Source organism: Devosia sp. Root436 (assembly GCF_001426345.1).
Taxonomy (GTDB): domain Bacteria; phylum Pseudomonadota; class Alphaproteobacteria; order Rhizobiales; family Devosiaceae; genus Devosia.
This window is the reverse complement of sequence record NZ_LMEM01000011.1, coordinates 1-16,915: the sequence shown is the minus strand read 5'-3', so window position 1 is coordinate 16,915 and position 16,915 is coordinate 1. Positions and strand designations below refer to the sequence as shown.

General features: G+C 64.8%; 15 protein-coding genes and 1 pseudogene. 13 read left to right on the top strand and 3 right to left on the bottom strand.

All coding sequences use genetic code 11. The annotated features are described in order from the left end of the window. Positions 1-19 precede the first annotated feature (19 nt). Together ASD04_RS11170 and ASD04_RS11165 are read right to left on the bottom strand one after the other, a co-directional pair. The gene (locus ASD04_RS11170; protein ID WP_056256648.1) at positions 20-1,144 is read right to left on the bottom strand and encodes a 5-methyltetrahydropteroyltriglutamate--homocysteine S-methyltransferase; all 1,125 of its coding nucleotides are present in this window, start codon (positions 1,142-1,144) and stop codon (positions 20-22) included. 114 nt (positions 1,145-1,258) lie between these two features. After that, positions 1,259-2,179: a hypothetical protein gene (locus tag ASD04_RS11165; RefSeq protein WP_056256646.1), complete on the bottom strand. Its 921-nt coding sequence runs from the start codon at positions 2,177-2,179 to the stop codon at positions 1,259-1,261. A gap of 236 nt (positions 2,180-2,415) precedes the next feature. Between ASD04_RS11165 and ASD04_RS11160 the strand changes: the two genes are divergently transcribed. From ASD04_RS11160 to ASD04_RS11125, 8 genes are all read left to right on the top strand, one after another. After that, positions 2,416-3,375: a VOC family protein gene (locus ASD04_RS11160; RefSeq protein WP_056256644.1), complete on the top strand. Its 960-nt coding sequence runs from the start codon at positions 2,416-2,418 to the stop codon at positions 3,373-3,375. A gap of 5 nt (positions 3,376-3,380) precedes the next feature. Further along, entirely contained in the window at positions 3,381-4,109 is a 729-nt protein-coding gene (locus ASD04_RS11155) for a PIG-L deacetylase family protein (protein ID WP_056256640.1), read from the top strand. Continuing rightward, positions 4,109-4,780 (top strand): 4-carboxy-4-hydroxy-2-oxoadipate aldolase/oxaloacetate decarboxylase, encoded by a 672-nt coding sequence (locus ASD04_RS11150; protein WP_056256636.1) that lies wholly within the window; start codon positions 4,109-4,111, stop codon positions 4,778-4,780. Before ASD04_RS11155 ends, ASD04_RS11150 begins: the two co-directional genes overlap by 1 nt. 207 nt (positions 4,781-4,987) lie before the next feature. Continuing rightward, a complete protein-coding gene (locus tag ASD04_RS11145) occupies positions 4,988-6,046 on the top strand; it encodes a 4-oxalomesaconate tautomerase (protein WP_056256633.1) in 1,059 nt (352 codons plus the stop codon). 13 nt (positions 6,047-6,059) lie between these two features. Next, a complete protein-coding gene (gene purU / locus ASD04_RS11140; RefSeq protein WP_056256631.1) occupies positions 6,060-6,908 on the top strand; it encodes a formyltetrahydrofolate deformylase in 849 nt (282 codons plus the stop codon). Between the two features lie 13 nt (positions 6,909-6,921). Further along, entirely contained in the window at positions 6,922-7,773 is an 852-nt protein-coding gene (locus ASD04_RS11135) for an NAD(P)-dependent oxidoreductase (RefSeq protein ID WP_056256628.1), read from the top strand. A gap of 57 nt (positions 7,774-7,830) precedes the next feature. Continuing rightward, the gene (locus tag ASD04_RS11130) at positions 7,831-8,565 is read left to right on the top strand and encodes a GntR family transcriptional regulator (protein ID WP_056256626.1); all 735 of its coding nucleotides are present in this window, start codon (positions 7,831-7,833) and stop codon (positions 8,563-8,565) included. A gap of 352 nt (positions 8,566-8,917) precedes the next feature. Further along, entirely contained in the window at positions 8,918-10,330 is a 1,413-nt protein-coding gene (locus ASD04_RS11125) for an aminomethyltransferase family protein (RefSeq protein WP_056256623.1), read from the top strand. Between the two features lie 218 nt (positions 10,331-10,548). Here ASD04_RS11125 and ASD04_RS11120 read toward each other — a convergent pair whose 3' ends face one another. Next, on the bottom strand, positions 10,549-11,340 hold the full coding sequence (locus ASD04_RS11120; RefSeq protein ID WP_056256620.1) for a crotonase/enoyl-CoA hydratase family protein: 792 nt from the start codon (positions 11,338-11,340) through the stop codon (positions 10,549-10,551). A 93-nt stretch (positions 11,341-11,433) separates the two neighbouring features. Between ASD04_RS11120 and ASD04_RS11115 the strand changes: the two genes are divergently transcribed. The 5 genes and pseudogenes from ASD04_RS11115 to ASD04_RS11095 all read left to right on the top strand — a co-directional run. Further along, positions 11,434-13,287, top strand: a complete 1,854-nt coding sequence (locus ASD04_RS11115; protein WP_056256618.1) for a feruloyl-CoA synthase — start codon at positions 11,434-11,436, stop codon at positions 13,285-13,287. Further along, positions 13,284-14,045, top strand: coding sequence for an SDR family NAD(P)-dependent oxidoreductase (locus tag ASD04_RS11110; protein ID WP_056256615.1), 762 nt, complete (start codon positions 13,284-13,286; stop codon positions 14,043-14,045). The genes ASD04_RS11115 and ASD04_RS11110 overlap by 4 nt, the downstream gene beginning before the upstream one ends. Continuing rightward, positions 14,042-15,643, top strand: coding sequence for an acyl-CoA dehydrogenase family protein (locus ASD04_RS11105; protein WP_082531156.1), 1,602 nt, complete (start codon positions 14,042-14,044; stop codon positions 15,641-15,643). Before ASD04_RS11110 ends, ASD04_RS11105 begins: the two co-directional genes overlap by 4 nt. Positions 15,644-15,961: 318 nt before the next feature. Continuing rightward, positions 15,962-16,453 carry a MarR family transcriptional regulator gene (locus ASD04_RS11100; RefSeq protein WP_056256612.1) on the top strand — a complete coding sequence of 164 codons (492 nt, stop codon included), beginning with the start codon at positions 15,962-15,964 and terminating at the stop codon, positions 16,451-16,453. 11 nt (positions 16,454-16,464) lie between these two features. Then, positions 16,465-16,821, top strand: a pseudogene (locus ASD04_RS11095) (4-hydroxyphenyl-beta-ketoacyl-CoA hydrolase); the annotation flags it as partial. Positions 16,822-16,915 lie beyond the last annotated feature (94 nt).

Here is a 16,915-nt window from a genome sequence, read left to right as displayed (position 1 = left end):
GCGGCACTGATAAACGGGTCTAAACCGAACCCCAGATCGCCTCGGCCGTCTTCACCACCAGCTCCAGCTTGCGCTTCTGGTCGTCCACCGTGATGGCATTGCCTTCCTCGGTGGACGAGAACCCGCATTGCGGGGCGATGCCCATCTGCTCGATATCGGCGAACTTGCCGGCTTCATCGAACTTGCGGCGCAGGCTGTCGAGGCTTTCCGGCTCGCCCGTCTTGGTGGTGATGAAGCCGGGCATGACGCGCTTGTTGCCCTTGGGCAAAAGCCGCAGCGGATCGAGCCCGCCGGCGCGTTCGGTGTCGTATTCCATGAAATAGATATCGACGCCGGTCTTGTTGAACACGGCATCGGCCGCCGGGTCATAGGCGCCTTCGGCGATCCAGGTCGATTTGAAATTGCCCCGGCACATATGCATGCCGATGACCATGTCGTCCGGCCGCCCATCGATCGCGTCATGCATCATCTTGGCATATTGCTCGATCAGCCAATCGGGATCGAGGCCCTGCGCCTGCTTCTCGGCGCGGATCTTGGGGTCGCACAGATAGGCGAAGAAGATGTCGTCCATCTGCAGATACCGGCAGCCGGCATCGTAGAAGCCCTTGACCGCCTTCTTGTAGGCCTTGGCCAGGTCCGCGAACAGCAGTTCCACATCGTCGTGATAGGGCTTGTGGGTGATATCGTCCTTGGCCACGCGGAAATGGCAGCAGCTCGGGCCGGGGATCGAGATCTTGGGCATGACGCTGGTATTGGCCGCCACGAACTTGAAATGCTCCAGCATCGGGTGGTCGGCCGGGAAATCGACGGGGCCGGTAATGGTGGGGAAGATCGGCCGCGTATTGGCGCCCTTGAAGTTATGGCCGGTGGCCACGTCGCGCTCGACGAACTTGAAGCCATCGAGCTCGGCCATGAAATCGTAGTGCCAGAACGAGCGGCGGATTTCGCCGTCGGTCACCACGGGCAGGCCGACATCCTGCTGCAGCTTGATCGCCTCGCGGATCGCCGCATCCTCGACTTCGGCCAGGTCCTCGCGGGAAATGGCCTTCTCGTCATGGAAGCGGTGACGCGCCTCTTTCACCGCTGCATTGCGCAGCAGGGAGCCGACGTGGTCGGCGCGGAAAGGCGGGCGGGCAATGGTCATCGAAAAGTCTCCTGGAAAGCGGCGCGATCGTGTCTTCGTGTACACAGCCAAGGCCCTGCTCGGCAAGTCTCGATGCCGCGCAGCGCCCTATTCGTTGGGAATGTATACGCGAGATCAGGTCGCGATCAGCTCCGCCTCGGCGGGCGCGTGGTTTTTCATCCATTCCGCAGCGGTCTTGATGCCGCCCAGCGGGAACACATGCAATTGGCTGATGAGGCTATGGGGATGGCGTGCCTTGTAGTCGGCAAAGCCGGCCACCACTTCGGTCGGCTCATAGGGCATCAGCAGCTTGGTCAGGTCGCGTGCCCGCTTGTGCAGCACGCCGATCGACGGCCCGACGCCACAGCTGAGCGCGAACTGGATCAGCGTCTGCAGCTTGGCCGGCCCGGCAATGCCGGCATGAATGGGCAGGGTCACGCCCATATCGGCGATGCGCTCGGCCCATGCCGTCACCGATTGGGTATCGAAAGCGAATTGGGTGACGATGGCCATTTCGGCATCGGTACGCGAGGCGAAATCCTGCTTGTAGAGAAGGGCGCTGTCGACATTGGCGGTGCTGCCGCCGTGGTCGATATCCCTGTTGCCCTCAGGGTGGCCCGCCACATGCAGATGGGTAAAGCCGTGATGGTCGAACAGCCCCGTCTCGATCATCTGGATCGAACTCTCGAAGGTGCCAACCGGCGTCGCATAGCCGCCGCCCAGCAGCAGCGCCTGGGTAACGCCCGCCTCGTCGCGATAGCGCTTGATCCATTCGTCCAGCATGGCCTTGTCGGCAATACCGCGCGCCGGGAAATGCGGCATCACCGGAAAACCGTCCTCATGCAGCCGCCGCGCCGTCGCCACCATGTCCTCGATATCGGTGCCGGCAATGTGGGCGATATAGACGCGCGTGCCCGCTGGCAGCAGCGCCCGGAAGTCCTCGATCTTGGCGGCGGTGCGGGGCATGACCTCGATGGACCAGCCCCCGGTCATGTCGGCCGGTCGCGCTGGCGCGGGCCGTGCACTGGGACGCATGTCGAAATTCAGCAGGTCCATACCGATCCTCCTCAGCTACATTATGTATACATAGTGATTGCGAGTCGAATCAAGAAGAGTCGTGAAACCGCCCGTAAGCGGCAAATTCCCGTGTGGAGGGCCGTTGCATCGCCGCTATCAATGCAGCATAGTGCATACACATACTGCGCAGCGACCAGCGCTACGGACCAGCGGAACACGCCGAAACGGCGGGCCGCTGCATTGGTCGCGCGGGAAGCAGCAGGGAGGAAAACCGCATGGCCGAGCCGTGTTTCGACGTCGCCCATCTCGGTCACATCGAGCTCTATACCGACCGGTTCGAGGAGAGCCTCGATTTCTTCACCCGCGTCTATGGGCTCACTGCCAGCCTGCTCGAAGATGGCGTCGCCTGGCTGCGCGCCTTCGACGATTACGAGTTTCACACGCTCAAGCTGACCCGCCACCACACCACCGGCATCGGCCATGTCGGCTACCGCACGTCATCGCCCGAGGCGCTGGAGCGGCGGGTGAAGGTGATCGAGGCCATGGGCTGCGCCATCGGCTGGGTCGATGGCGACGAGGGCCACGGCCGCGCCTTCCGCTTCACCGACCCCGATGGCCACATTTTCGAGCTCTACTACGACACGCGCGTCTATGAAGCTCCGCCCGAGGAGCGTCCGGCGCTCAAGAATATCGCCCAGCGCTATCATGGCCGCGGCTGCTCACCCCGCCGGCTCGACCACTTCAACCTGCTGGCCAAGGATGTGCGCGCCATCAAGGCCTTCATGACCCAGGCCCTGGGCAGCCGGGTGACCGAAGAAATCCTGCTCGACAATGGACGGCTGGGCGGCTGCTGGTTCACCGTCAACAACAAGAGCTATGACGTCGCCTATTCGGAAGATCATACCGGCGAGACCGGCCGCTTCCACCACGTCACCTATGCCGTGGACCAGCGCGAGGACATCTTGCGCGCCGCCGATATCTTCCTCGAAAATGGCGTCCATATCGAAACCGGCCCGCACAAGCACGCCATCCAGGGCACCTTCTTCCTTTATGTCTGGGAGCCGGCGGGCAATCGCGTCGAACTGGCCAATGCCGGGGCACGGTTGATCCTGCGGCCGGATTGGCCGACGGTGACCTGGACCGAGACCGAGCGGAAGCGTGGCCAGGCCTGGGGCCTCAAGACGATCGAGACATTCCATACCCATGGCACGCCCCCGGTGGGCAAGAAGGACTAGAAGACATGGCCAAAACAGCCCTTATCGTCAGCGCCCATTCCGCCGACTTTGTCTGGCGCTGTGGCGGCGCCATCGCTGCCCATGCCGCCAGGGGTTACGAAGTGACCGTGGTGTGCCTCTCCTATGGCGAGCGCGGCGAAAGCGCCAAGCTATGGAAGCAGGAGGGCATGACGCTCGACAAGGTCAAGGCGGGCCGGCGTGTCGAGGCGGAGAATGCCGCCAAGGCGCTTGATGTGCACGACATCCAGTTCTTCGATCTCGGCGATTATCCGCTGGAAATGACCCGCGAGGCCAAGGACCGGCTGGTGGACGTGATGCGTGCAGTCCAGCCCAGCTTTATGATGACCCATTCCAAATACGATCCCTATAACACCGACCACATGTATGTGTCGCAGTGGACCCTGGAATGCCGCGCCATTGCCCAGGCCTGGGGCCACAATCCGGGCCAGAAAATCCTCGGCGCGCCGCAGGTCTACCTGTTCGAGCCGCACCAGACCGAGCAGATGAACTGGACGCCCGACGTGTTCCTCGACATATCGGATGTCTGGGACAAGAAATGGGCCGCCATCCAGGCCATGGCTGGCCAGGAACACCTCTGGCACTATTACAAGAATGTCGCCGAGAACCGGGCCAACCACTTCACCCGCAATTCGGGGGGGCAGTCCGGCGGGCGCCCCGCCAGATATGCCGAGGGCTTCCAGTCGATCTATCCGCGCACCGTGGATGAACTCTGATGAGCGTCGTGGTGCAGAATATCGCGCGGGCCGAACAATCCGTCATCGACCGGCTGGCGGCCTGCGGCGTCGCTACCGTGCACGAGGCGCAGGGTCGCAAGGGCCTGCTGGCCGCCTATATGCGCCCCATCTATTCCGGCGCCCGGCTCGCCGCTTCGGCGGTGACCATTTCCGCGCCGCCAGGCGACAACTGGATGGTCCATGTCGCCATCGAACAGCTTCACGCTGGCGACATCATGGTGCTGGCCCCGACCAGCCCCAGCGAAGATGGCTATTTCGGCGACCTGCTCGCCACTTCGGCAAGGGCGCGCGGTTGCAAGGGCCTCATCATCGAAGCCGGCGTGCGCGACGTGGCCGATCTCACCGCCATGCAATTCCCGGTCTGGTCGAAAGCCATCTTCGCCCAGGGCACCGTCAAGGAAACCCTGGGCTCGATCAACGTCCCCATCGTCTGCGCCGGCGCCCTGGTCAATCCCGGCGACGTCATCGTCGCCGATGACGACGGCGTCTGCGTGGTGCGCCGCGACGAGGCCGCTGATGTGGCTGACAAGGCCGAGGCCCGCGTAGCCGCCGAGGAAGGCAAGCGCCAACGCCTCGCCGCCGGGGAACTCGGCCTCGACATCTACAAGATGCGCGAGAAGCTGGCCGAGAAGGGACTGAAATATGTCTAGGCGGTCGGGGCGCTTTCCCCTTCTCCCCTTGAGGGAGAAGGTGCCCGAAGGGCGGATGAGGGGTGCCGCGCTATCCATACGCATCAAGGCATGGGATGACGCAGCACCCCTCACCCGGTTTTTCCGGCTGAGCGCCGCAAAAATCACCCTCTCCCTCAAGGAGCGAGGGTTAGGGTCCGGGGGCGCTCCATTGTCGAGGATAACCTGATGTCCACCAGCGCAGGCATCCCCTGCATGTGGATGCGCGGCGGCACCTCCAAGGGCGGCTATTTCCTCGCCTCGGATCTGCCTGCCGACCCGGCCGACCGCGACGCCTTCCTGCTCAAGGTCATGGGCTCGCCGGATCCGCGCCAGATCGATGGCATGGGTGGCGCCAATCCGCTGACCTCCAAGGTCGCGGTGGTGAAGCGCTCGACCCGCGAAGGGATCGACGTCGACTACCTGTTCCTGCAGGTCTTCATCGACCAGCCCACGGTCACCGACGCGCAGAACTGCGGCAATATCCTTGCCGGGGTCGGGCCCTTCGCCATCGAGCGCGGGCTGGTGGCAGCGCAGGATGGCCAGACCGTGGTCCGCATCTTCATGGAAAATACCGGCCAGGTGGCCGAAGCCCGCGTCGAAACGCCGGGCGGCCGCGTCAGCTATGATGGCCAAGCGCGCATCGATGGCGTGCCCGGCACATCCGCGCCCATACCCATCACCTTCGCCGATACCGCCGGTTCGAGCTGTGGCGCGCTGCTGCCTACGGGCAACGCGGTGGATGTGATCGAGGACGTCGCCTGCACATTGATCGACAATGGCATGCCCTGCGTGGTCATGCGGGCCGCCGATCTCGGCATATCGGGGACGGAAACGCCCGAGGCGCTGGAGGCCAACGCCGCCCTGCGGGCAAAACTCGAAGCCATCCGCCTCAAGGCCGGGCCGCTGATGAATCTGGGCGATGTGAGCAAAAGCTCGGTGCCCAAGATGACCATGGTCTCCGCCCCGTCAGCAGGCGGCGCCATCGCCACCCGCACCTTCATCCCCCATCGCTGCCACGACGCCATCGGCGTGCTCGGCGCGGTCAGCGTCGCCACGGCGTGCCTTCTGTCCTCGGGCCCCGCGGCCGAACTGGCCAGCGTGCCCGATGGTGAAGAAAAGCTGATCTCGGTGGAACATCCCACCGGCGAAATGAGCGTCATCGTCGCTGTCAGCGATGGCGCGGTGACCAATGCCGCCGTGCTGCGGACCGCGCGAAAACTGTTCGACGGACATATCTTCCCATGAGGCGAGACCCAGAGTGACCGGCTATATTCTCACCCTGCGATGCAACAATCGCAGCGGCATCGTGGCGGCCGTGGCCGCCCGCATCGCCCGCCATGGCGGCGATATCTACGAGGCCCATCAATTCGACGATCCGGCCACCGGCATGTTCTTCATGCGCGTCGGCTTTTCCATGGCGGCCCCGGAAGCCGATTTCCGCGCCGGCATCGCCGAGGAGGTGACCAGCCTCAAGCTCGATTTCTCGCTGCGCCCGGCCGGGCAGAAGCGCAAGGTGCTGTTCCTCGTCTCCAAATTCGACCACTGCCTGGGCGACCTGCTCTATCGCATGCGGATCGGCGAGCTGAATATCGAGGCGGTGGGCATCGTCAGCAACCATCCGCGCGAAGCGCTCAACCTGACGCTGATGGAGGGCATACCCTACCACTATCGCCCGGTCAGCAAGGACACCAAGGCACAGCAGGAAGCCTGGGTGAAGACCATCATCGAAGAGACCGGCGCCGAGCTGGTGGTGCTGGCGCGCTACATGCAGATACTCTCCGACGATTTCTCGGCCTATCTCGAAGGCCGCTGCATCAATATCCACCATTCCTTCCTGCCCGGCTTCAAGGGCGCCAAGCCCTATCACCAGGCCCATGAGCGCGGAGTGAAGATGATCGGCGCCACGGCCCACTATGTCACCGCCGATCTCGATGAAGGCCCGATCATCTGCCAGGATGTGGAGCCGGTCAGCCACGCCGATACGCCCGAGGACCTCGTGCGCAAGGGCCGCGACATCGAGCGTCGCGTTCTCGCCCGCGCCGTCACCTGGCACCTGGAAGATCGCGTGCTGGTCAACAAGCACAAGACCGTGGTGTTCCAGCACTAGGAGGCAGATGCGCATGAAAATCGGGTTCCTGGGTTATGGCGAGGCGGCGCGCGCCTTTCACGATGGGCTGGCCCGTGCGGTGCTGGCCCACGATATCCTGCTCGACCGTGATGATGGCGCCATGCGCCAAGCCATGAAGCTGCGCGGCGCCAGCCCCGTCGCCATATCGGGCCTCGCCGAAGCCGACTGGGTGTTCAGCGCCGTCACCGCCGACCAGAGCCTGCTGGCGGTCGAGCCCTTATTGCCCCATTTGCGGCAGGGCCAGGTGCTGATCGACATCAATTCGGTGTCGCCGGATCGCAAGCGCGAAACCGCAGCCGCCGTCGAAGCGACCGGTGCGCTTTATCTCGATATGGCCGTCATGGCCCCGGTTCACCCGAAAAAGCATGCAACGCCCGTGCTATTGGCAGGAAAACAGGCGGCAAACCTGCTGCAAGAATTGCTTGATCTGGGTTTTTCCGCCAGCCTTGCCGGCGCCGAACCCGGCGCGGCCACCGCCATCAAGATGGTGCGCTCGCTCTTTGTGAAGGGGCTCGAGGCCATCACGGTGGAAGCCCTGCTGGCTGCCAGGGCGTCCGGCTGTTTCGACGAGATTTATGCCTCGCTTTCGGGGTCTTTCCCCGGCCTCGACTGGTCGCGCTTTGCCAGTTACCAGTTCGAGCGCACCACCCGCCACGGCCACCGCCGCGCCGCCGAAATGCGCGAAAGCGGCGCCACGCTCGATGCGCTCGGCCTGCATGGCGGCCTGGCCCGCGAGATTGCCGCCGTGCAGGATGCCATGGGCATGGCGGGGCCTGCGCCCGATGCCCCACTGGCCGAAACGGTGCAGCACGTGCTGGCCCGGCGGACCGGGCAGGGCGGCTGACCTCTTCGCGTCGTCCCGACGCGCTGCTATAGGATGCGGCGGAACAGGAATCGTCCCATGAAGAGCAGTGAAGTCGCCACCCACGGCCGCCGCGCCGTCATCGAGCTGCGCGAAAAGATCATCAATGGCGAGCTGCCCGGCGGCATGCGCCTGTTCGAGGTGCCGCTGGCCGAGGCCCTGCAAATCTCGCGAACCCCGGTGCGCGAAGCGCTGTCGCGCCTAGCCGAGGAGGGATTGCTCGATCGCTTGCCCAGCGGCGGCTTCGTGGTGCGCCGCTTCGGCTATGCCGACGTGGTCGATTCCATCGAATTGCGCGGCGTGCTGGAGGGGACGGCGGCGCGGCTGGCGGCCGAGCGCGGCGTGGCGCCCGAGGCGCTGGCCAGTATCCAGGCCATCGTTACCAGGCTCGACGCCTGTTTCGGCCCCAATGAGGAAGACGTCGATTTCGACGCCTATTCCGATCTCAACGCCGCCTTCCATTTCGAACTGGCCGGTCTGTCCGGCAGCGAGATCGTGCGACGCGAAGTCGAGCGCGCCACGGCGCTCCCCTTTGCCTCGCCCTCGGCTTTCCTGCCCAACAAGATGGAAATCGCCGCCTTCCGCCGCTCGCTGCGCACTGCGCAGGAGCAGCATCACGCCATGCTCAACGCCATCGCCGCCCGCGAAGGCGCCCGCGCCGAATTCATCGCCCGCGAACACGCCCGCACCGCGCGGGGTAATCTCGAATACATCTTCAGCCAGGACCTGGACCTGCTGCAGAAGATTCCCGGGTTAGCGCTGATCCGGCATTAGTCGCTTTCACTTCGCCGCGCTATCGGTTCTTGCTCACCCCTCGCCCCTTGAGGGAGATGGGTGGAAATCCGCGTCCAGCGGATTTCCGGGTGAGGGGTTCTGCGCCATCCCTTGCTTCGACAATTGTGGATAGCGCAGGACCCCTCATCCGCCCTTCGGGCACCTTCTCCCTCAAGGGAGAAGGGCAGTGCCCCACTATCTGGCAGAGCCTGAGGGGGGCGGTGTATGTGGCGGCATAGTGCCCCCACAATCCCCCATCTTCCCACCCCTGCGCCGTGAAAACGGCTTGCATTCCCGCGCCCCTTCGGCACATATGTATACATTAATAGCAAGAACATGGGAGGACATTGCGATGGCGCAATCCAGTCTTGGCGGCATCATGAGAGAAAATCCGGACATTGTGGGCCGGCTGCGCAATTCCCAGATCGGGATGTATGTATACCCGGTGGTGACGCCTGAATTCACCAACTGGCGCACCGAGCAGGCCGCCTGGCGCCATTCCGCCGTGCTGTTCGACCAGTCCCACCACATGGATGAGCTGACGGTCGAAGGCCCCGATGCGGAGAAATTCCTCTCCCATCACGGCATCAATTCCTTCGCCAATTTTGACCTGAACCGCGCCAAGCACTTCGTGCCGGTCACGCCCAACGGCCATGTCATTGGCGACCACATCATTTTCCGTGAGCGCCAGGACAAGTTCGTGCTGGTTGGCCGCGCGCCGACCAGCAACTGGCTGATGTTCTGCGCCGCCAATGGCAAGTGGAACATCCGCGTCAAGCACGACCCGCGCTCCACCTCGCGGCCCGAGGGCGAACGGGTGCTGCGCACCCATTATCGCTACCAGATCCAGGGTCCCGAGGCGACGAAGGTGTTCGAGAAGATGCACGGTGGCCCGGTCCCCGACATCAAGTTCTTCCACACCGATTTCATCAATGTCGGGTCCAAGAAAGTGCGCGCCCTGCGGCACGGCATGTCCGGCGCGCCGGGCCTGGAGATCTGGGGGCCATACGAGGACAAGAGCTACATCCTCAATTGCATCCTCGAAGCCGCCCGCGAGGCCAAGGTGGACCTCGTCCGCTGCGGCAGCCGCGCCTATTCCACCAATACGCTGGAATCGGGCTGGATTCCTTCGCCACTGCCGGGCATCTATACCGGCGACGGCATGCTGGCCGACTACCGCGACTGGCTGGCGGCCGACAGCTACGAATCCATCGGGGCCATCGGCGGCTCCTTCGTCTCGGACAATATCGAGGATTACTACGTCAATCCGTTCGAGCTGGGCTACGACTTCTATATCGGCTGGAAAAAGGACGATTTCGTCGGCAAGGCCGCCCTCGAAAAAATGAAGGGCCAGACCCATCGCAAGAAGGTGACCTTCGAGTGGAATGCCGAGGATGTCGTCGATGTCATCGCCTCGGCCTTCCGCCCTGGCGAAGACCACTACAAGTGGATCGACTTCCCACAGCCCAACTATGCCTCGACCAGTGCCGACATGGTGCTGCGCGACGGCAGACAAGTCGGCATGTCCATGTTCAACGGCTATTCCTACAACGAGCGCTGCATGCTCTCGCTCGGCGTGGTCAATGCCGATGTCCAGGTGGGCGACGTGCTCACCCTGGTCTGGGGCGAGCCCGATGGCGGCACCAGGAAGACCTCGACCGAGCGCCACAAGCAGGCCGAAATCCGCGTCCGCGTCTCCCCGACGCCGTATGCTGCCGAGGCTCGCGAAAACTACGCCGACAGCTGGCGCAGCAAGAAGCGGTAACAGTCAAAGGCCGGGAAGCAATGCCCGGCCTTTCGCTTGTCGAGCGGTCGCCCCACCCACGGTGTCACCCCGGCCTTGAGCCGGGGCCCGTCCCGAGATCGCCCCGCAGCCGCAAGGTGGCTCGATCAGCCATCTCAGGATGGATCCCGGCTCAAGGCCGGGATGACACGGTGGTTTGGAGCGATAGTGCCACGCGAAAGCTACCGCGTCAGTGCCGGCTATTCCGCGTCCGGCGCCTTGATCCGCGCGACGCGCTTCTCCAGGAACGCCCGCAGCCGCTCCTCGGCCTCGGGGCTCGTGGCCGTGAACGAGGCGATGAACGATTCCACGAACAGCCCGTCTTCCTTGGCCATGTCCTGGATGCGCGGCAGCGCGTTGATGATGGCGTAATTGGAAATCTCGGCATTGGTGGCCATGGTCTCGGCCAGCTTGTGCGCATGGTCGCGCGCCGTGCCGGTCTCCACCACATATTGCACCAGGTTCCAGCGCTCGGCCTCGTCGGGCGCGATCACCCGCCCGGTCAGCATCATGTCGCTCATCCGCGCCACGCCAAGCAGCCGTGCGATGCGCACCGAGCCGCCCCCGCCGACGAAAATGCCGCGCTGGCCTTCGGGCAGCGCGAAAAACGCCGAGCGATCCGCCACGCGGATATGGGTGGCCGCCGCCAGTTCCATGCCGCCGCCGATCACCCCGCCATGCAAAGCCGAAACCCAGGGAATGGTGCCATGCTGCATGCCCGCGGTCACCGCGTGCCAGCGGCGCGAGCCGCGCACGCCTTCGAACGGTGTCTTTTCCACATGCTCGGCCAGGTCGAGCCCGGCGCAGAAATGCTCGCCATGCCCGAACAGCACCACAGCCTTGGCCTCGTGCTCGGCGCGGGCAATGGAATCGGCCAGCATCTCGACGAAGCGGTCGTTCATGGCATTGCGTTTTTCGGGCCGGTTGAGCCCGATATGGGCCACCTTGCCCCTGAGCTCATAGGTCACGAAAGCGCTGGTTTCTGCGGTCATTGCCATGTCCCCCGGAAAGCAATGTTTGATCGTTTACAGGTAGATAGTTTCCTTGTAAACAAATTTGCAACCGACTGACCGGAGGGGAAGGTCATGGCCGCAAAGGCTGCGCGCAGCGTCAAGCTGTGGTCGCCACGTATCGCCTGGGAGGAACGGGCGAATGGCGAATATATCATCTGGCGCGAGGACAAGCTTGGCCCGTATCCGGCGCGACTCAACGAGCGGCTGATCCACTGGGCCACTGCCGCCCCCGACCGCGTCTGGATGGCCGACCGCCAGGGCACCGGCCCCTGGTACACCGTCACCTATGCCCAGGCGCTCGACAAGGTGCGCCGCATCGGCACGTTCCTCCTCGCTGCCGGCCTCTCCGCTGAGCACCCGCTGGTCATCCTCTCGGAAAACTCCATCGAACATGCACTGATGGCGCTGGGCGCCCAGCATGCCGGCATACCCTCGGCTGCCATCGCCCCGGCCTATGCCAGCGCCTCGTCTGGCTATGCCAAGCTGCGCGAGATTGCTGGCCAGATCGCGCCTGGCATGGTCTTTGTCGATGACGGCGCCAATTTTGCCCCCGCCGTCGATGCCGTCTTCGGCCCCGACATGGCGCTTTCCGCCCAGCGCAATCTGCCCGTGGGCCGCGCCAACACCTACACGTTCCAATCCATTGCCGCGACCGAACCGGCTCCCGCCGTCGATGCCGCTTTCGCCACGACCGGCCCGGATACGGTCGCCAAATTCCTCTTCACCTCGGGCACGACTGGCGCGCCCAAGGCGGTGATCCAGACGCAGCGCATGCTCTGTTCCAACCAGGAAATGATCGCCGATTGCTACGCCTTCATGCGCGACGAGCCGCCCGTCCTGGTCGATTGGGCGCCGTGGAACCACACCGCCAGCGGCAACAAGGTGTTTAACCTCACCATCTACAATGGCGGCAGCTATTATATCGACCGCGGCAAGCCATCGCCGTCGCTGATCGGCCAGACCATCGCCAACCTGCGCGAAGTGGCCCCCACCTGGTATTTCAACGTCCCCGCCGGCTTCGAAATGCTTGTTGGCGCCATGCGCGACGACGCCGAGCTGCGCCACAATTTCTTCTCCCGCCTCAATATGCTGATGTATGCCGGCGCGGGCCTGGCCCAGCATAGCTGGGACGCTTTGGTGGAGCTCTCCGAACAGACCCTGGGCGAACGCGTGCCCATGACCACCGGCCTGGGTTCCACCGAAACCGGCCCCTTCGCCCTCTATTGCACCGAGCCGCAATCGGGCCCGGGCAATGTCGGCATCCCTTCCCAGGGCGTCTCCGTGAAGCTCGTGCCCGTGGGCGATAAATACGAGCTGCGCCTGAAGGGTCCCAATGTCACCCCGGGCTACTGGAAAAACCCGAAACTGACGGCCGAAGCCTTCGATGATGAAGGGTTCTACCGCATCGGCGACGCAGTGAAGTTCGCCACCCCGGGCGATCCGCGTGCCGGTTTCTATTTCGATGGCCGCACCGCCGAGAATTTCAAGCTCGATACCGGCACCTGGGTCGCCGTCGGCGTGTTGCGCGCACAACTGGTCAACCAGTTCGGCGGCCTCATCCGCGATGCCGTCATCACTGGCGAAAACCGGCCCGAACTGGGCGCGCTGGTCGTGCCCTTCATGCCCGTTTTGCGCGAACTGGCGGGCGAGCCGGACCTTGATGATGCCGCGGTTCTCGCCCATCCCAAGGTCCGCGCGGCCCTGGCGGAACGGCTGGCCGCCCATCAGCGCGAAGCGACCGGCTCGGCCACGCGCATCCGCCGCATATTGCTGATGAGCGAACCGCTGCGCTTCGAGCGCGGCGAGGTTACCGACAAGGGCTCGATCAACCAGCGCGCCGTGCTGGCGCAACGCGCCGACCTGGTCGCTGCGCTCTATGCCGGCGCTGCCGATGTGATCCAGATCAGCAGGGAGGCTGCCGCATGAAGATCGAGGGTTCCAGCGCATTGGTGACCGGCGGCGGCTCCGGTCTCGGCGCGGCCACGGCGCGGCTGCTGGCACGGCGCGGTGCGGTGGTCCATGTATTCGACCGCAACCGCGACGCGGCCCACGCCATCGCCACCGAGATCGGCGGCGTGGCCCTGGCCGGCGACGTCACCAGTGAAGCCGATGCTGCTGCCGCGCTCGACACCGCCAACAAGGCCGCCGATGGCCTGCGCATCCTCGTCAACTGCGCCGGCATCGGTGTGGCCTCCCGCATCCTCGGCAAGGCGGGCACCATGCCTTTAGCCGACTTCGAAACGGTCATCCGCGTGAACCTCGTCGGCACGTTCAACATGCTGCGCCTCGCCGCCGAGCGCATGGCCACGCTCCCCGAGCGTGACGACAAGGCCCGGGGCGTTATCGTCAACACCGCCTCGGTCGCCGCCTTCGAGGGCCAGATCGGCCAGGCCGCCTATGCCGCCTCCAAGGGTGGCATCGTCTCCATGGCCCTGCCCGCGGCGCGCGAATTCGCCCGCTTCGGCATCCGCGTGAACACTATCGCGCCCGGCATCTTCCTCACGCCCCTGCTGCACAATCTCCCCGAGGACGCCCAGCAGAGCCTCGCGGCGGCCATCCCCTATCCGTCGCGGCTGGGCGACCCCGCCGAATTCGCCGACGCCGTCCGCTTCGCCATCGAGAACCAGTATCTCAACGGCGAAGTCATCCGGCTCGATGGTGCCATCCGCATGCAGCCCAAATGAGCTTTGCCGACCAGGCGGACCGCACCATTGCCACGCTGGCGCTGACGCCGGGCTGGGCGCGGCTGCAGGCGCTGCGGCCCGATTGCGACAATGTCATCGTCGCCACCATGCTCGACGCGGCGGCGGGCTTTGCCGAAACCGTTCTTGCCCCGCTCAATGCCGTCGGCGACCGGGTCGGCGCACAGGTGGCCGATAGCCGGGTGGTGCTGCCGCCGGGCTTTGTCGAGGGCTTCCGCCAATATGCCGAAGCCGGCTGGCTGGGCATCGACGCCCCCGCCGCCTTCGGCGGGCAGGATGTGCCTTTGACGCTGCAGGCCGCCTGCGCGCCATTATTCGATCGCGGTTGCATGGCGCTGATGATGGCGGCGGGTGCCACGCGCGGCGCCATCCACCTGCTGGCGCAAACCGCCGATGCGGCCACCGCGGCGGAGTGGGGGCCGCAACTGGTCTCGGGCGAATGGGCCGCCACCATCTGCATTTCCGAGCCCGAAGCCGGCTCCGATATCGGCCGCATCCGCACCAAAGCCCAACGGCGCGATGGCCATTGGTCCATCACCGGCCAGAAGATCTGGATTTCCTACGGCTCGCACGACCTGGCCAGCCGCATCGGCCATTGCCTGCTCGCCCGCACCAATGACCGGCCGGGCACGCGCGGCCTCAGCCTCTTCCTCGTGCCCGACCATATCGGGGGGGCGCCCAATGGCGTCACCCTCGAGCGGATCGAAGAAAAATTGGGCCTCCACGGCTCGCCCACCTGCGCCATGCGCTTCCGCGACGCCCGCGCCATCCTGCTGGGCGAGGAGGGCAGGGGCCTCCCCCAGCTCTTTGCCATGATCGAGCCGATGCGGCTCCATACCGGTTGCCAGGGGCTTGGCCTGGCTTCGGCTGCGGCCGATATCGCCGAGGATTACGCCACCCAGCGCCGGCAGGGCGGACGCCCGGATGTGGCGCCACCTACTATTGGCAGCCATCCCGATGTCATCAGGCAATTGCACGATATCCGCTCTGCCACCGAAATCCTGCGCGCCGCCGTGCTGGAACTGGCAACGGCAATGGACCTGGCCCGGCTCGAAGCCGATGCCGGTCTCGCCGATTTCGCCGCCTGGATGCTGCCGCTGATCAAGACCTTCGGCGCCGAAACGGGCTTCGACACGGCCCACGCCGCCATCCAGGTGCTGGGCGGCGCCGGCTATGTCCGCGACTATCCGCTCGAGCAATATCTGCGCGATGCCCGCGTCATGGCGGTTTATGAAGGTACGACTGGCATGCAGGCGCTCGATTTCCTCACCCGCCGCCTGTGGCGCGACGAGGGGCGGGGGCTGGCGGTTTTCCTGCGACAGGCGCGCGCCGAACTTGCCGCCGCGGCGCCCTCCGGCCGGGCGCAAGCCGTCGGCATCGTGCTCGACGGCTTCGAAGCCCTGAGCGCCCGGATGCTGGCCATGCAGGCCGATCCCGACGCCGCGCTCTACCGGGCCGACAGCTACATGCGCGCCGGCTGGACCGCCGTCTCGGCATGGATGGCCTTTCGCCTCGGGGCAGACGAGGCCATCGGCATCCTGGCCGCACGCCATGCCCTGCACAGCGCCCGCTGCGCCTGATGATAGCGGTGTCATTTCGGCCGAAACCGCGCTTTACACTTGACGGCAGATCGTTTATTTCCGAATAGTTTGAAAGTGAACAATGTCGGGTCGCACGAACAGACGGGGTTGGGGGACACCGCACGCGACCGACGGGGGTGGATTTCCGCAGCATCCGGCTCGCGCGGCCATCGGGCCGCCAGCGCCACGGTTTTGGCGCACGGACCTTGATGCCCGCGGCGCGGCGATCGGTCGGGTGGCTTTTGCCGTCGCTCTCGTCGTAGCAGTCGATCCCTGCGCCAACAGTGGCGCGACGATCTGGAACCTGGAGAACAATTGATGGCGGTCCGTAAGCTCGACGACGAGGAAGTGGATGGCGTGGCCGGCAAGGCCGATGTCTCGCTTGGCCAGCTCGAAATCTCGGGCGGCTTCGTGCTGCGCATTGCCCAGCTTTCCGCCTTCGAGCGTTTCTTCACCGTCTTCGGCGAGAGCGAGATCCGGATCTCCGAATTCACCGTGCTGCTGGCTTTGTCGGAAAATCCGGGCATTCGCCAGGGCGTGCTGGCCGACGTGCTCAAGATCAAGTGGTCCAACATGACCAAGCTGGTCCGCGCCCTCGAAGAGCGTGGCCTCATCGCCCGCCATATCCCGCATGACGATCGCCGCTCCGTCGTGCTCAGCGTCACCGGGGCCGGTCGCAGGCAGATCGATGCCTCTGCCGACAAGATGTACCGCTCCGATCGCGCGGCCTTGTCCATGCTTGATGACGAGGAGCATGCCCAGTTGATCAGGCTGTCGCGCAAGATCGCCGGCTGGCCGGAGCTCAAATGATGGGCGCGCCGATGAATCTGGACGACATCGTGGCCATCGACTTCCACACCCATGCCGAAGAAGCCTGCGGCATGCATGCCGATGACGGCTACGATGACCTGCAGCACGCGATGGCGCAATATTTCCACTCGCCCTTCAAGACCCCGCCGACCATTCCCGAGACGGCCGAATACTACCGGCAGCGCCGCATTGCCGCGGTCATCTTCGCCGTGGATGCCGAGGCCGCGACCGGCCACCGCCGCTACAATAACGAAGACATCGCCACGCTGGCCGCCGAACATTCCGACATCCTGATCCCCTTCGCCTCGATCGATCCGGCCAGGGGCAAGATGGGCGTGCGCGAGGCGCGGCGGCTGGTGAGCGATTTCAGATGAGGTGGATGGCTCCCGCTCCCGGCATCTGAGTGCCAAAATGGGTTTGCTATCAGGCAACCCGAGCAAAGGAGCCATCCGCCATGCAGGT

Coding starts and splice junctions, on each gene's coding strand:
- ASD04_RS11155 (WP_056256640.1), top strand. CDS start 3,381: ATGGCCAAAACAGCCCTTATCGTCAGCGCCCATTCCGCCGACTTTGTC.
- ASD04_RS11110 (WP_056256615.1), top strand. CDS start 13,284: ATGAAGATCGAGGGTTCCAGCGCATTGGTGACCGGCGGCGGCTCCGGT.
- ASD04_RS11170 (WP_056256648.1), bottom strand. CDS start 1,144: ATGACCATTGCCCGCCCGCCTTTCCGCGCCGACCACGTCGGCTCCCTG.
- ASD04_RS11150 (WP_056256636.1), top strand. CDS start 4,109: ATGAGCGTCGTGGTGCAGAATATCGCGCGGGCCGAACAATCCGTCATC.
- ASD04_RS11100 (WP_056256612.1), top strand. CDS start 15,962: ATGGCGGTCCGTAAGCTCGACGACGAGGAAGTGGATGGCGTGGCCGGC.
- ASD04_RS11130 (WP_056256626.1), top strand. CDS start 7,831: ATGAAGAGCAGTGAAGTCGCCACCCACGGCCGCCGCGCCGTCATCGAG.
- ASD04_RS11160 (WP_056256644.1), top strand. CDS start 2,416: ATGGCCGAGCCGTGTTTCGACGTCGCCCATCTCGGTCACATCGAGCTC.
- ASD04_RS11105 (WP_082531156.1), top strand. CDS start 14,042: ATGAGCTTTGCCGACCAGGCGGACCGCACCATTGCCACGCTGGCGCTG.
- ASD04_RS11165 (WP_056256646.1), bottom strand. CDS start 2,179: ATGGACCTGCTGAATTTCGACATGCGTCCCAGTGCACGGCCCGCGCCA.
- ASD04_RS11115 (WP_056256618.1), top strand. CDS start 11,434: ATGGCCGCAAAGGCTGCGCGCAGCGTCAAGCTGTGGTCGCCACGTATC.
- ASD04_RS11145 (WP_056256633.1), top strand. CDS start 4,988: ATGTCCACCAGCGCAGGCATCCCCTGCATGTGGATGCGCGGCGGCACC.
- ASD04_RS11135 (WP_056256628.1), top strand. CDS start 6,922: ATGAAAATCGGGTTCCTGGGTTATGGCGAGGCGGCGCGCGCCTTTCAC.
- ASD04_RS11125 (WP_056256623.1), top strand. CDS start 8,918: ATGGCGCAATCCAGTCTTGGCGGCATCATGAGAGAAAATCCGGACATT.
- ASD04_RS11120 (WP_056256620.1), bottom strand. CDS start 11,340: ATGACCGCAGAAACCAGCGCTTTCGTGACCTATGAGCTCAGGGGCAAG.